Genomic DNA, 14421 nt, shown 5'->3' on the forward strand with positions numbered 1-14421 from the left:
TTCCTATGCATTTTCTGTGTTCGTAAACGTGCTTTTTCTATGTTTTTATGTTTTTTCACCTGCCACAGACTACAAAAAGACAAAAAACAGACGGTCTGTCAAGGAAAAACAGACCGTCTGACTAACCAAAACAGATAATCTGTTCACTCCGAACAGACCATTTGTTTATTTACCATTTATAATTGATACCGAAACTGAGCAATTCTTTTACCTGAAAATAGCTGTCCCCTTCCGTCGGCTTGGCACTGTCGTCATAGCGGGCGTGCACATAGAGCTTGGTGGAAAGATAGCGGTTCAGCACAAAGTTCACCGTGTTTTCCCATTCAATACGTGTCCACTCATAACTGGTCTGGAAGTCCAAGCGGGAATCCAGCGTGATGGAAGGAATGATGGTCCATGAAAGTGTAGGCTGTATCTGCGAACCGAAGTTATGCTTCACGCATTTGCCCTCATCAAGACCGAAACTCACTTCATTCACCCCCTTATTTCCTACATAGCGCAGCATGTACGTCAGCGGAGCCATGAAAACGGACAAGCTGAATTTCTGCTTCTTCAACTTGTAGTCCATACCGATACTGCTCGACCAGTCTGCCGGAGCAAAGAAAGCCGAAACCAGCTCTTCACTGTTGGCCTTGTAGCCATTGCAGAACTGGGTCTTAAACTCAGTCGTGATGGTATAATACCACTTGGACGCAGCCTGAATACCCAGTTTACTGTACAGCCGGAGTTGGTCGGTACTTACCAGATAGTTATGAAACTCGTCGGAAGGTGCGGAGCTGAAGCCCAGCTTGGCATCGAGCAGATTTTCCCACTGCACCTTTTCACGGTCATTATAGTTGGCAAACAATTGCAGGTTGGCAAGCACGGCGTTAGTGCTCTCACCTCCCTTGTACCAGTTGTCGGAGATATAGTTCTGGGTAATCTGCAATGAACCGTTTCCACCCGTCACCCACCAGTTGGGCTTGTGGATAATCACGTCGGCTTCCTCCTTCACTCCCACCATATTCTCTTGTGCAAACAGTTTCACGACGGACGGCTTGGAAGAAACCTCCTTCTCTATATTATCCTTGAATATCTTCCCTTTCATCACCTCCTTCTCGGTCATTACAACCAGATTGGGACAATCTACATACGTGTTCAGCAGCGTACGGTCCACCAGTTTGTTGGCTCGGTCCTTTGAGGTGAAACTCAGTGTGTCGAACGGCAACATCTCGCGCGTCAGGGCAGGCACCGTATCAGGCACCTGGAAATGCCAGTCCACCTTGGAAAGGCGTCTCATGGGGGCATAATAATAGGTAAGGGGAAGGAACAACCTATAGTAGTTCGGATTGGAAGGTATATAACGCTCCGGAGTCGTGGGGTCATTCAAATAATCCAGCACTCCGATATACCTTTCATATAATATGGAAACAGTATCCAGCCTGTACCCCATACCTTCCGGTTTCAATTTCAGAATCATGTATTCTTTCATTATATCCGGCAAGGTGTCGGCTTTGGCAGTTGTTTCCTGTCCACTGTTCTTCGAGGCGGTATCCAGCGTATTCTGTGCCATCACCGACGAAGAAATCATCGTAGCAATTAACCAAAATGCAATGTGTCTATTCTTCATAATGCCCTAAAGTCTATGTTTCGAGCGCAAATTTAGCTTAAAATGTTTAGAAAACATAGAAAAGCCATAAGAAAAAGGCAAGAAGGACTTTCTTCGATGAAATCGTATTTTTTAATAATTGTTTCATCGAAACTTTCTCTACTTCCTCTTTTTTTTATAATTTTGCGCTTTTTAAGTTCTACGTGTACTGACGGGAGCAGTATGCACCTTGAACGACAAGCCGTATAGGCTCTTGGCATTAGATTAAACAATTAATAAAATAATATAGTTGTGGGAGAAACAAAGTATATTTTCGTCACCGGTGGTGTTGCCTCTTCATTAGGTAAAGGTATCATCTCATCCTCCATCGGTAAATTGCTGCAAGCAAGAGGTTACAAGGTAACCATCCAGAAGTTTGACCCGTACATCAACATCGACCCGGGTACACTGAACCCTTATGAACACGGCGAATGCTACGTTACCGTGGATGGCCACGAAGCCGACCTCGATTTGGGCCATTACGAACGCTTCCTGGGCATCCAGACCACCAAGGCCAACAATATCACGACCGGACGTATCTACAAAAGCGTCATCGACAAAGAGCGCCGGGGTGACTATCTGGGAAAGACAATTCAGGTTATTCCCCATATTACAGACGAAATCAAGCGTAATGTAAAACTGCTGGGAAACAAATACAAATTCGACTTTGTTATTACCGAGATTGGCGGTACAGTGGGTGACATTGAGTCTCTGCCCTATCTGGAAAGCATCCGTCAGCTGAAGTGGGAACTGGGAAAAGACGCCTTGTGCGTACACCTTACTTATGTCCCCTACCTGGCAGCTGCCGGTGAACTGAAGACCAAGCCCACCCAGCACTCCGTAAAGGAACTGCAAAGTGCCGGTATCCAACCTGATGTCCTCGTACTGCGTACGGAACACGAGTTGAGTACCACCCTGCGCAAGAAAGTGGCTCTGTTCTGCAATGTGGACGAGAATGCCGTGGTGCAAAGCATCGACGCGCCTACCATCTACGAAGTGCCTATCTTGATGCAGAGCCAGGGACTGGACGTTACCATTTTGAAGAAAATGGGACTTCCCGTCGGCGACACTCCGGGACTGGGACCGTGGCGCGCTTTCCTCGAACGCCGTCACAAAGCCGAAGAGACTGCCCCGCTGCACATCGCATTGGTGGGCAAATATGACTTGCAGGATGCCTACAAGTCCATCCGCGAGGCCCTTTCACAAGCAGGAACCTACAATGACCGCAAGGTATCGGTAGACTTCGTGAACAGTGAAAAGCTGACTGACGAGAATGTGGCAGAAGCCCTGAAAGGCATGGCAGGCGTACTTATCGGTCCAGGCTTCGGCGAACGCGGCGTTGCCGGCAAGTTCGTAGCCATCAAATATGCGCGTACGCACGACATCCCCACCTTCGGTATCTGTCTGGGTATGCAGTGTATCGCCATCGAATTTGCCCGTAATGTACTGGGCTACGCCGATGCCAACTCACGTGAGATGGATGAAAAGACACCGCACAATGTTATCGACATCATGGAAGAGCAGAAGTCCATCACCAATATGGGTGGAACCATGCGTCTGGGTGCCTATGAATGTGTTCTGCAGAAAGGCAGCAAGGCATACGAGGCATACGGTACCGAGCATATCCAGGAGCGTCACCGCCACCGCTACGAATTCAACAACAGCTTCAAGGAGGCCTACGAAGCAGCAGGCATGAAGTGTGTGGGTATAAACCCCGAATCGGATCTGGTAGAAATTGTCGAGATACCCGCATTGAAGTGGTTTGTCGGTACCCAGTTCCATCCCGAATACAGCAGTACGGTATTGCATCCGCACCCGCTGTTCGTAGCATTCGTGAAGGCCGCCATTGAAAATGAAAACGAAAAGAAATAATTTGTAATTAGTAATCTGTAATCAACAAAGAATGGATAAAAATACCATCACAGGTCTTGTTCTGATAGCGATATTGTTAGTAGGTTTCAGCTTTCTGAGCCGTCCCAGCCAGGAGCAGTTGGAAGCACAGCAACGTTACTACGACTCCATAGCCCAGGTGCAACAGCGCGAAGCCGACTTGAAAGCCAAGGCGGAAGCAGCCCTGGCCAACGAAAGCGGAGCGGAAGCAAGCGTTGACTCCACTGCCCTCTTCTTCGACGCCCGTCAAGGAACCAACTCGCAGGTAACCATCCAGAACAACCTGGCAGAAATAACCGTAGATACAAAAGGCGGGCGCATAGCTTCGGCCACGCTGAAGGAATACATGGGACAAGACAAGACGACCCCCGTCACACTGTTCAGCGGCAACGACGCCTCCATGAATTTCCTCTTTTACAACAAGAAAGAGACTATCCAGACGGAAGACTATTATTTCACCGCAGTAAACCGTACGGACAGTACCGTCACCATGCGTTTGTCGGCAGACAGCAACAGCTATATCGACTTTACATATCGCATGCACAATGACACATACCTGATAGACTTTACTATTCAGGCAGTCAATATGGAAGGCAAGCTGGCGGCTACCAACAATTATGTGGACATCGAGTGGTCTCAGCGTGCCCGTCAGATAGAGAAGGGTTACACCTACGAGAACCGTCTGGCTGAGCTGACTTACAAAATCGCCGGAGAGGGTACCGATTATCTGTCCGCCAACAAGAACGATGAAAAGGAAGTTCCGGAACGTCTGGACTGGATTGCCTTCAAGAACCAGTTCTTCTCTTCGGTATTCCTGGCAGATGCCGACTTTGAAAAGACCAAGCTGAGTTCCAAGATGGAGACTCAAGGCAGCGGCTACATCAAGGACTATTCTGCAGAGATGAGCACGAAGTTCGATCCTACCGGCAAGGAACCTACCCAGCTGTTCTTCTACTTCGGCCCCAATCACTACAAGACTCTGACCGCACTCGACAAGGGACGTGACGATAAGTGGGAGCTGAACCGTCTGGTCTATCTGGGCTGGCCGCTCATCCGCTGGATAAACAAATGGTTCACCATCAACATCTTCGACTGGTTGTCCAGTTGGGGTTTGAGCATGGGTATCGTACTGTTGTTCATGACGCTGATTGTAAAGGCAGTGGTATTCCCGGCTACGTGGAAGACCTACATGTCTTCTGCCAAGATGCGCGTACTGAAACCGAAAATCGACGAGATAAACAAGAAGTACCCCAAGCAGGAAGATGCCATGAAGAAGCAGCAGGAAGTGATGGGCCTCTACAGCCAGTACGGAGTCAGCCCGATGGGCGGATGTCTGCCGATGCTGATACAGTTCCCTATCCTGATGGCCTTGTTCATGTTCGTGCCGAGTGCCATTGAACTCCGCCAACAGAGCTTCTTATGGGCAGACGACCTTTCCACTTATGATGCGTTCATCAACTTCCCGTTCCATATCCCGTTCCTGGGCAGCCACCTCAGCTTGTTCTGCCTGCTGATGACGGTTACCAACATATTGAACACGAAGTACATGATGCAGCAGCAGGATACGGGTGCCAATCCGCAGATGGCTGCCATGAAGTGGATGTCATACCTGATGCCTGTCATGTTCCTCTTCATATTGAACGATTATCCTTCGGGATTGAACTATTACTACTTCATCTCTACGTTAATCAGTGTGGTAACAACGCTCATCATGCGCAAGACAACCAATGAGGAAGCCCTTCTTGCCCAGTTGGAAGCCAACAAGAAAGACCCGAAGAAGATGAAGAAAACCGGTTTCGCCGCCCGTCTGGAAGCCATGCAGAAACAGCAGGAACAGATGATGAAAGAGAGACAGAACAAAAAGTAGTAAGACTACCGTTCAAGATATTCTTTTGCAGAAAGCCGGACAATGACATTTGCCCGGCTTTCTTATCCTTACGCCAATGAAAAAATCACAGACTCTAAATTATGCAGACTAAATACACCTACAAACAAATCTGGCTTATAGCCTACCCCATCCTAATCAGCCTCCTTATGGAGCAACTGATAGGTATGACGGACACCGCCTTCCTCGGACGTGTGGGCGAAGTCGAGCTGGGAGCATCTGCCATCGCCGGTGTCTTCTACATGGTCATCTTCATGGTTGCCTTCGGTTTCAGTATCGGGGCCCAGATACTCATTGCCCGGCGCAACGGCGAACAGCAGTATAAGGAAATCGGTGACTTGTTCTATCAGGGCATCTATTTCCAAGTCGGGATGGCGGCAGTCATGTTCCTGCTATCCTATTGTTTCTCACCGATTATCCTGAAACGCATCGTCGCTTCGGAACATATCTACGAAGCAGCCACCAGCTACCTGCATTGGCGTGTATTCGGTGCCTTCTTCTCGTTCAGCGCAGTCATGTTCCGTGCCTTTTTCTTGGGAACCACCCAGACCAAGACACTGACACTGAACTCCATCGTCATGGTGTTGAGCAATGTCGTATTCAACTATATCCTGATTTTCGGTAAATTCGGTTTCCCGGCGCTCGGCATTGCCGGAGCCGCCATCGGCTCCTCACTGGCCGAGCTGGTTTCGCTGTTATTCTTCATCCTCTATACCCGCAGCCGCATCGACTGCCGCAAGTACGGGCTGGACCGTATTCCTAAGTTCCGGCTGGGCGTATTGAAACGGATGCTGAACGTCTCTTTCTGGACCATGATACAGAATTTCTTCTCCCTCTCCACCTGGTTCCTTTTCTTCCTTTATGTAGAGCATCTGGGAGAGCGCTCGCTGGCAGTGACCAACATTGTCCGCAATGTGTCCGGCATACTGTTCATGGTACTCATGGCATTTGCCTCTACCTGCGGTTCACTGGTCAGCAACCTCATCGGTGCAGGCCACTCCGATTGCGTGGCAGGCACTATCCGGCAGCATGTACGCATAGCCTATGTTTTCGTACTTCCGCTGGCATTGCTTTTCGCGCTGTTCCCCAAGCTGATTCTGGGAATTTATACCGACATGCCCGACCTGCAGGACGCTGCCGTGCATTCACTCTGGGTGATGTGCTCCACCTATCTGTTTCTGGTTCCCGCCAATGTCTATTTCCAGGCAGTTTCCGGAACCGGCAACACGCGTACGGCATGGGGGTTGGAGATGGCTACGCTGGTCATCTACACAGCCTATATCACCTACATTATTCTGATTCTACAACTCGACGTGGCCATCTGCTGGACCTCGGAAATGGTTTATTCCAGCTTTATTCTCATTTTCTGCTGGCTATATATCAAACGTGGAAATTGGCAAGGAAGGAAAATTTAGTATCTTTGCATTAAAATAACTGAAACAAAAAGCATATATGAAACAAGTAAATCTACTACTTATGTCAGCAGCCATGACATTGGCCTCTTGCGGAGGCACAAAAGATGCCGGACAGCAGCAGGACGCAGCAACGCTCATCCAGCGGTCGGACATCAAGATTGAAGGAAAGCGTATGACACCCGAGGCACTCTGGGCGATGGGACGCATCGGCAGTGTGGCCGTATCCCCCGACGAAAAGCAGATTGCCTACACGGTATCTTATTACAGCGTGCCCCAGAACAAGAGTAACAGCGAAGTCTTCGTCATGAATGCCGACGGTAGTGACAATACCCAGATAACGCATGACGCCTGGCAAGAAGGACAGCCCACGTGGTTTAAGGACGGCAAGAAGCTTGCCTTCCTTTGCAACGAAAGCGGCAGCAGCCAGGTATGGGAAATGAATCCCGACGGCAGCGGACGCAAGCAGCTGACTCAATACGAGGGAGACATCGAAGGGTTCTCTTTCTCGCCCGACGGCAAGAAACTCCTTTTCATTGCCCAGGTAAAGACCGTGAAGAGTACGGCAGACAAACATCCGGACCTTCCTAAAGCCACCGGCATCATCGTTACCGACCTGATGTACAAGCATTGGGACGAATGGGTGACTACTGCTCCCCATCCATTCGTTGCCGATTTCGACGGCAATGCCATCAGCAATGTCACTGATATTCTTGAGGGAGAGCCATACGAAAGCCCGATGAAGCCCTGGGGCGGTATCGAGCAGCTGGCATGGAGCCCGTCTTCTGATAAGGTGGCCTATACATGCCGTAAGAAAACCGGACTGGCGTATGCCATTTCCACCAACTCCGACATTTATATCTACGACCTTGCCTCCAAGGAAACCAAAAACATCACGGAAGAAAACAAGGGATATGATACGAATCCCCAATACTCTCCCGACGGCAAATACATCGCCTGGCAGAGCATGGAACGTGACGGCTACGAAGCCGACTTGAACCGCTTGTTTATCATGAACCTCGAGACCGGCGAGAAACGTTTTGTAAGCAAAGCTTTCGAATCGAACGTGGACGCCTTCTTGTGGAACAAAGATTCCCGGAGCATCTACTTCATCGGTGTATGGCATGGCGAGACACAGATTTACAACATCGACCTTGCCGGAAACGACAAGCTTACCCAGCTCACCGACGGCATGTACGACTATGCTTCGCTTGCCCTTTGCGGAGACAAGATTATCGCCAAACGCCACTCCATGAGCATGGGCGACGAAATCTATGCCGTAAACAGTGCACGCAACGGCGACGCTTTTGCAGAAGCAGTGCAACTGACCACAGAAAACAAGCAGATTTACGACCAGCTGGAGATGGGTAAGGTGGAAGCCCGCTGGATGAAGACCACCGACGGCAAGCAGATGCTGACCTGGGTGATTTATCCTCCACAGTTCGACCCTAACAAGAAGTACCCCACCCTCCTCTTCTGTGAAGGTGGTCCTCAGAGTCCCGTCAGCCAGTTCTGGAGCTACCGTTGGAATTTCCAGATTATGGCGGCAAACGACTATATCATCGTAGCTCCCAACCGCCGTGGTCTTCCTGGCTTCGGTGTAGAATGGAACGAAGCCATCAGCGGTGATTACGGCGGCCAGTGCATGAAGGACTACTTCACTGCCATTGACGAAATGGCCAAGGAACCTTTCGTCGACAAAGACCGCCTGGGTTGCGTAGGTGCCAGCTTCGGAGGCTTCTCCGTATATTGGCTTGCCGGACACCATGACAAACGCTTCAAGGCATTCATCGCACACGACGGTATCTTCAACATGGAAATGCAATATCTGGAAACGGAAGAGAAATGGTTTGCCAACTGGGATATGGGCGGCGCTTATTGGGAAAAGAACAACGCTACGGCACAACGCACTTTCGCCAACTCCCCGCACCTCTTTGTCGACAAATGGGACACCCCTATCCTCTGCATCCACGGAGAGAAGGACTTCCGCATCCTTGCCAACCAGGCAATGGCCGCCTTCGATGCAGCCGTGATGCGTGGCGTTCCTGCCGAACTGCTTATCTATCCGGACGAAAACCACTGGGTGCTGAAGCCTCAAAACGGCGTGCTGTGGCAACGTACCTTCTTTGAATGGCTGGACAAATGGTTGAAGCCGGCTAAGTAAAGCCCCTCAAAAACAATAAAAACAAATAGTCCCGGATTCTTTGTCAAGAATCCGGGACTATTTGTTTTTATCGTACACCGCCCGATTCATTTTTTATGACTATAATTTGGGCAGTTCAAATAAAGTCAATACATTTGCTTTATGCACACTCCAAAGAAGTGTAAACAATATGTCCTAATATAACCCGATAAAAGATGAATGAAAATTGGCCTGAGATTGTGGAAACACTGATACCGTATTTTGAAACAAATTCGGTAGAAGGTGACTACCAGCGGGAAATAGAGAACTGCCTGAAATTTCTTGGATGGAAGAAGACCAATGGAACAATGGTATCCCAATATACATTACCGATAGGCAATAGCAACTCCATACGCCCGGACATTGTACTTTGGCGAAAGAACGAGCATGACACACAATCCCCCGTACTCCCTATTGAAATAAAGCGTCCGTCTAATATACGAAATGAAAGACAAGAAAATCAACTGATGTCGTATATGCGCCAGTTGAAACTTAATGTCGGATTATATATAGGAGAAAAGATACAACTTTACTATGACATTCCCAATGATGGAGAGAATCCCATTTGTGTATTTACAGCAGAATTTAAGAAAGAAGATGTAAATGGTTCCATCATCTGTGACCTGCTAACTTACGACAAATTCAATCTGGAAAAAATAGAAACATTCTGTAATGAGCAATATAAAAAAATCCAAGCGCGTAATAATCTGCATAGGAGGGTGTCAGAATTCTTATCCGAAGGCAATGGGGTAAAGAATATGATTTCGTTGCTCAAAGACAAGTTTACAGCTGAAGGATTTGAGGAATCCGCCATTAATGAAGAATTTGCCAATCTTACGCTTACAGTACATTACGAAAATAAGAGCATTCTCCCTTCATTACAACTTAAAACGAGACAAACATCTAAAAACTCACAAAACGACTATAAAGAAAGTGACTCCAAAGACCATACAAAATTCTCATTGGATGGAATCAACTTCTATGTCAAAAGACGTTTTGTATTGGAAGTAATCAAGCACTATATCAAAGACCATCCCAACATAAACTATGTTGAACTGGAAAAAGTCTTTCCATCCAATTTACACAGTAAAGCATTGGGTGTAATACGTACCTTGATAGAAGTCCAAGAAAAAATCAAATCTCATCCCGATTTAAAGAAACGTTACTTTCTTAAGCCTGATGAAGTTATTTTATTGGCAGACGGAACAAAAATTGTTGTCAACAACCAGTGGGGAACATTATTTCCAAGATTTCTTGAAGCAGCAAAGAAACTGTACCAAGTAACCAATGATACGGAAAGCAATACTCCAATATCCCGATTAAAGATTACTTTTGGTAATGGGAAAGTAATTCAAGAAACACAAGCAGCCGAGACTTTCCGGCAATTTGTGATGACAGTAGGTGTGGAACAAGTGCAATCTTTAAATATCAAGGTATGCAAGATTCCCTTGATATCAAACACACTTCATGAGAAATACCAGCGCGCTCAAAAACCATTAGGCAACGGACGGTTTCTTATGACCTGCAGCAATACAAAAACAAAGAAGCGTGATATCGAGCGTATTGCCAAAGCTTTGGGTATTCAGGTGACCGTGGAAATTGTATAATGGAAGACAGTAATTCAAGAGATATGTCTTGAAAAATACTTTTTCATGAAGAGTACGTATATTGCGCTCAACAGTAAGATACACCCTATCAAGAAGATATAGCCATACCGTTGGTAATAAATATATCCTACTATTATAAAAGTCTGTATTGTCATATAGACCAGAGAGACTATGACATGAGGAATCTTCAGCTCATTCGCCATAATCTGATACAGATGTTTGCGATGCGGCAGCCCGATATTCTCATGAAGTATCAGGCGGTGAATGATAGTCAGTACACTATCCACACCATAAACGGATAAAAGGACTATCCAGCTGAAATCTTCCGTTTCAATGATGAGCCTGCCTATCAGGAAAAGAAGGATAAAGGCAATGCTCACCGAACCCACATCACCGGCAAAGCATTTAGCACGCTTGCGGAAATTGAAGAAACAGAAGACTAGAACGGAACAGATAACGGTATAGATGAAATCCGCTTCCACAAAAGTAACCACCTCCTTATTGACATAAGCCAACGCAGCAAGAATAACCAGAGAATAACCGCCGGTTATGCCGTTAATGCCATCCATAAAGTTGTAGGCATTAATGATACCCGTACAGACTATCAAGGCTATGACTATCCACCACCAGGACAAGGAGAACAGTCCCCACTGATAAAACATCAAAGCCATGGCAGAGAAATGAAAAAGCAGTCTTGTCATCTGTCCGGTGGATTTTATATCGTCCACGAAGCTGATGAACGTCACCAGTGTCAAGGCAAGCAGGAACCAGGGATATTCAAAGCCACTCGTCAGGAAATAGGCCAACGCTCCGAAATAGAAAATAATCCCACCACCGCGTAAAGTCACTTTCGTATGAGAACTCCGCTCATTGGGCTTGTCGATGATATTGCACCTATCAGCCACTCTAAAATAAAAAAGTTCTGCTAAAAACAGCAGAACCAGTATAAGCAGATAATACATAACAATATTTTCCTCTTTAATTTTTAATTCTTAATTGTTTACTTTTATATTTGAGAACGATTTTATCGTTCTCACTATCCCCTCCTCTGCCCTCACCGGCATTCTGTCAATTCCCAGGGCAGCCTTTATTTTCGCATTACTCACCACATAATTCTCTGTCAACTTGCGCAGACGCTCTGTATTCAAAGGCAAATGGAGCAGAGTCCCAAGCCGGGCACAGAACTCCATCAGTCCTCTGTTTATCTTCCAGATATGCGGCTTACGCTCCAAAGCCCGACACATCAAAGCTATCAGCTCATTTGTGGACAAGGCCTCGTCATCTCCCATGTGGTAGATACCACTCGCCACCTCCTTGGTCAAAAGACCTTCCACCACGTAGCAGAGATTGTCTATTGAAGTAAAAGACCTTCTGTTCTCAAAAGCCCCCAAAGGCCAGGGGATGCCTTTCCTCACCACATTATAAAGAAGATTCAGATTGCCTTTGTTGCCGGGACCATGAATCATGCAGGGACGCAGGATATAGACCTGCTTGTCATCATACGGATTAACTTTCAGTTCTCCATTTTCAACATTCAACTTGCCAAGAATATAATTCTCGGCAGCTATCTTGCTCTCCCCATACGGTCCTATCGGAGCAGGCACCACATCTTCAGTCAGCATATCACCCACCACACTGTCTGCAGCGGCTTTCACAGAACTGAAGAATACGAACTTCTTCGCAGACGATTCCAGAAAGAAATCAAATATCTTTTGGGTCAATCCCATATTGATATCAAAATAGGCTTGGGCAGCAGACCGGTTCTTCGTGTCATGGGCTTTACCAGCCAGATGAATAATGGCATCGAATTCAGGAAGATTCCGCATCGGAAAAGAAGCCGGTTCGATATCCTTCCAGAAAAAAGTCTTTACCACCCCCTCCTTTTCAGGAGCGACAATATCCAGCCCGTAAAGGCTATGACGTTCCTTTAGGGCAACAACGAGATTGGAACCCACAAAGCCGTGGATTCCAGTGACGAGTATGTTCATTGAAATATGCTAAAAAATATACTGACCGGAAACGTGATTATTGGTTATGTATTTAATAAAATAAGTATCTCCAATGACAGAGAAGAAAATATACCACGTCGTATTAGAATTACGTTGATAAGTGATGTAATACATATCCTTACCATAACGCTCAAAAAAAGCGGGCGCTTTCTTTTTTAATTTAGAATGAATGTTCTGTTGAATATCAGCTATCAGTTCTTCCACATAAGAAATAGCAAAAGGATAAGTACCCAAATACTCCTTCTCAACAAGTATTTTTATAAGTCCATACAAGTCCTCCTCTACTTCGGGAGCGAATACGACTCTCATCCAAACAAAGCCTTTATACGAGGGCAAAGTCTATCCAATAATTCTTCACCGGAAATAGCATGCCTAATGTCATCACGTCCTTCCGTAACGATATTCGGATTATTCTCATTACCCGTATATACAACTACCGGCTCACCAACATTCGGCACCATCGGTTCTTGTTCCTTATATGGCTTAATCTTCCTCATACATCCAATCTTTCCACAAAGATACCCGGAAATATCAAGTTATCCTAATCATTGACTGATAAATATCGTATGTTCATAAAGCTTCAACTAAGTCTACATATTTTTGAGTTACCACATCCTTTGAATATAATCGCTTAATCACCTCTACACCATTTCGACCCAGTAAAGCCAGTTCGCTTCTTGAGACGGAATTCAGCCAATCCGCCATTTCTCCCACCTTCTTTTCCAAACTCTTCTCTGTAATCAATTTTGTACAGCCATGTTCCTGCAGGAAATTGATGATAGGCGTATCCTTTCCCGAGCAGACCAATAAAGGCCTACCACATGCCATGATTGTATAAACCTTGGAAGGGAATCCCTGCATCTCCATTTCAGGGTTCATGAAAATAAACTGGATGTCTGAATAGGCAAGAATGGACGGCATCAAACTTCTGGGCTGATAGGGCAAAATATGCACATTATCCAGCTCCAACTCACGTACTTTCTCCTCAAGAACGGGTTTCATGACTCCCTCACCGATTATAAAGTATTCAATGGAAAACCCTTTCGTCTTTTCTGCCAGACAAATTAAGGGCTCCCAATCTTGGGCATAACCAATATTCCCGGCATAAAGCAATTTCAAAGAATCTGTGGCAGGGAAAAAATGGGGATTCAGACATTCTACATTTCCACCCTGAGAATTATACAATTCTGTATCTACAAAATTAGGTATTATACAAAGCTTGGACTTATCCTTAAACCTTCCGGCTATTACATTATAAAAGACCTGGTCTATTGTCGTTACGGCCGTTGAGTTATTATAAACATACCGTTCCATCCTACGTAGCTGTTCTATAACAAGCCCGTCCTTTCGTTTCAAGATGTCAGGATATATTTCCTGCACATTATATATGGTTTTACATCCCTTGATTTTCGCCAGCCAAATGTTGATTACACCGATAGTCAAAGGAGGGGAAGGTGACAGTATGACATCTACATTTCTCTGGGACAAACCAATCAGGAAAGAGATAATATGCCAATAGACAAATCCCAGGACACGCAGAAATGTATTTCTGAATTTCTTCTGGGGTACATGAAGAACTCTGATTCCATGAAAACAGCTTTCTTTACAAATCCCCCAAACCTTCCATTTCAGAGGTTGTGCTGCCAGTTGTGATTCCACAACATTGTAATGAGGCGTAGTTGTCAATACCAATACTTCATAACCGTTTTCTTGGAATTTCAGAGCAATATCATTATAAAGATAGGCTGTCGAAACTCCATCCGGACTGAAAATTAGGCTATGTATCAAGATTTTCTTAGGCATGTCTCA

The 14421-nt window shown here is 46.1% G+C and carries 11 protein-coding genes; 5 read left to right on the top strand and 6 right to left on the bottom strand.

Going from position 1 to position 14421, the window contains the following annotated elements; genetic code table 11:
- Nucleotides 1–169: 169 nt before the first annotated feature.
- A complete protein-coding gene (locus tag DW947_RS00470; protein WP_087332449.1) occupies nucleotides 170–1609 on the bottom strand; it encodes a DUF3078 domain-containing protein in 1440 nt (479 codons plus the stop codon).
- Nucleotides 1610–1879: 270 nt separating this feature from the next.
- Here DW947_RS00470 and DW947_RS00480 point away from each other — a divergent pair, with 270 nt between their 5' ends.
- The 5 genes from DW947_RS00480 (at nucleotide 1880) to DW947_RS00500 (ending at nucleotide 10603) form a co-directional block, all read left to right on the top strand.
- The gene (locus DW947_RS00480; protein WP_005829157.1) at nucleotides 1880–3499 is read left to right on the top strand and encodes a CTP synthase; all 1620 of its coding nucleotides are present in this window, start codon (nucleotides 1880–1882) and stop codon (nucleotides 3497–3499) included.
- Nucleotides 3500–3530: 31 nt separating this feature from the next.
- Entirely contained in the window at nucleotides 3531–5384 is a 1854-nt protein-coding gene (yidC, locus tag DW947_RS00485; protein ID WP_119958394.1) for a membrane protein insertase YidC, read from the top strand.
- A 101-nt stretch (nucleotides 5385–5485) separates the two neighbouring features.
- Nucleotides 5486–6817: an MATE family efflux transporter gene (locus DW947_RS00490; protein WP_119958395.1), complete on the top strand. Its 1332-nt coding sequence runs from the start codon at nucleotides 5486–5488 to the stop codon at nucleotides 6815–6817.
- Nucleotides 6818–6854: 37 nt separating this feature from the next.
- On the top strand, nucleotides 6855–8978 hold the full coding sequence (locus tag DW947_RS00495) for an alpha/beta hydrolase family protein (protein ID WP_119958396.1): 2124 nt from the start codon (nucleotides 6855–6857) through the stop codon (nucleotides 8976–8978).
- Between the two features lie 494 nt (nucleotides 8979–9472).
- Entirely contained in the window at nucleotides 9473–10603 is a 1131-nt protein-coding gene (locus DW947_RS00500) for a hypothetical protein (RefSeq protein WP_243635068.1), read from the top strand.
- A 14-nt stretch (nucleotides 10604–10617) separates the two neighbouring features.
- Here DW947_RS00500 and DW947_RS00505 read toward each other — a convergent pair whose 3' ends face one another.
- From DW947_RS00505 to DW947_RS00525, 5 genes are all read right to left on the bottom strand, one after another.
- The gene (locus tag DW947_RS00505; RefSeq protein ID WP_117962454.1) at nucleotides 10618–11565 is read right to left on the bottom strand and encodes an MraY family glycosyltransferase; all 948 of its coding nucleotides are present in this window, start codon (nucleotides 11563–11565) and stop codon (nucleotides 10618–10620) included.
- Nucleotides 11566–11595: 30 nt separating this feature from the next.
- Nucleotides 11596–12591, bottom strand: a complete 996-nt coding sequence (locus DW947_RS00510; RefSeq protein WP_119958398.1) for an NAD-dependent epimerase/dehydratase family protein — start codon at nucleotides 12589–12591, stop codon at nucleotides 11596–11598.
- A gap of 9 nt (nucleotides 12592–12600) precedes the next feature.
- Complete coding sequence (locus tag DW947_RS00515) at nucleotides 12601–12921, bottom strand: hypothetical protein (RefSeq protein ID WP_005829173.1); 321 nt, start codon at nucleotides 12919–12921, stop codon at nucleotides 12601–12603.
- Nucleotides 12918–13109, bottom strand: a complete 192-nt coding sequence (locus tag DW947_RS00520; protein ID WP_035457993.1) for a hypothetical protein — start codon at nucleotides 13107–13109, stop codon at nucleotides 12918–12920. Before DW947_RS00520 ends, DW947_RS00515 begins: the two co-directional genes overlap by 4 nt.
- 73 nt (nucleotides 13110–13182) lie before the next feature.
- A complete protein-coding gene (locus DW947_RS00525) occupies nucleotides 13183–14415 on the bottom strand; it encodes a glycosyltransferase family 4 protein (RefSeq protein ID WP_087332456.1) in 1233 nt (410 codons plus the stop codon).
- Nucleotides 14416–14421: the final 6 nt, after the last annotated feature.

The sequence above is a fragment of the Bacteroides sp. AM44-19 genome (genome assembly GCF_003603395.1).
Taxonomy (GTDB): Bacteria; Bacteroidota; Bacteroidia; order Bacteroidales; family Bacteroidaceae; genus Bacteroides; species Bacteroides uniformis.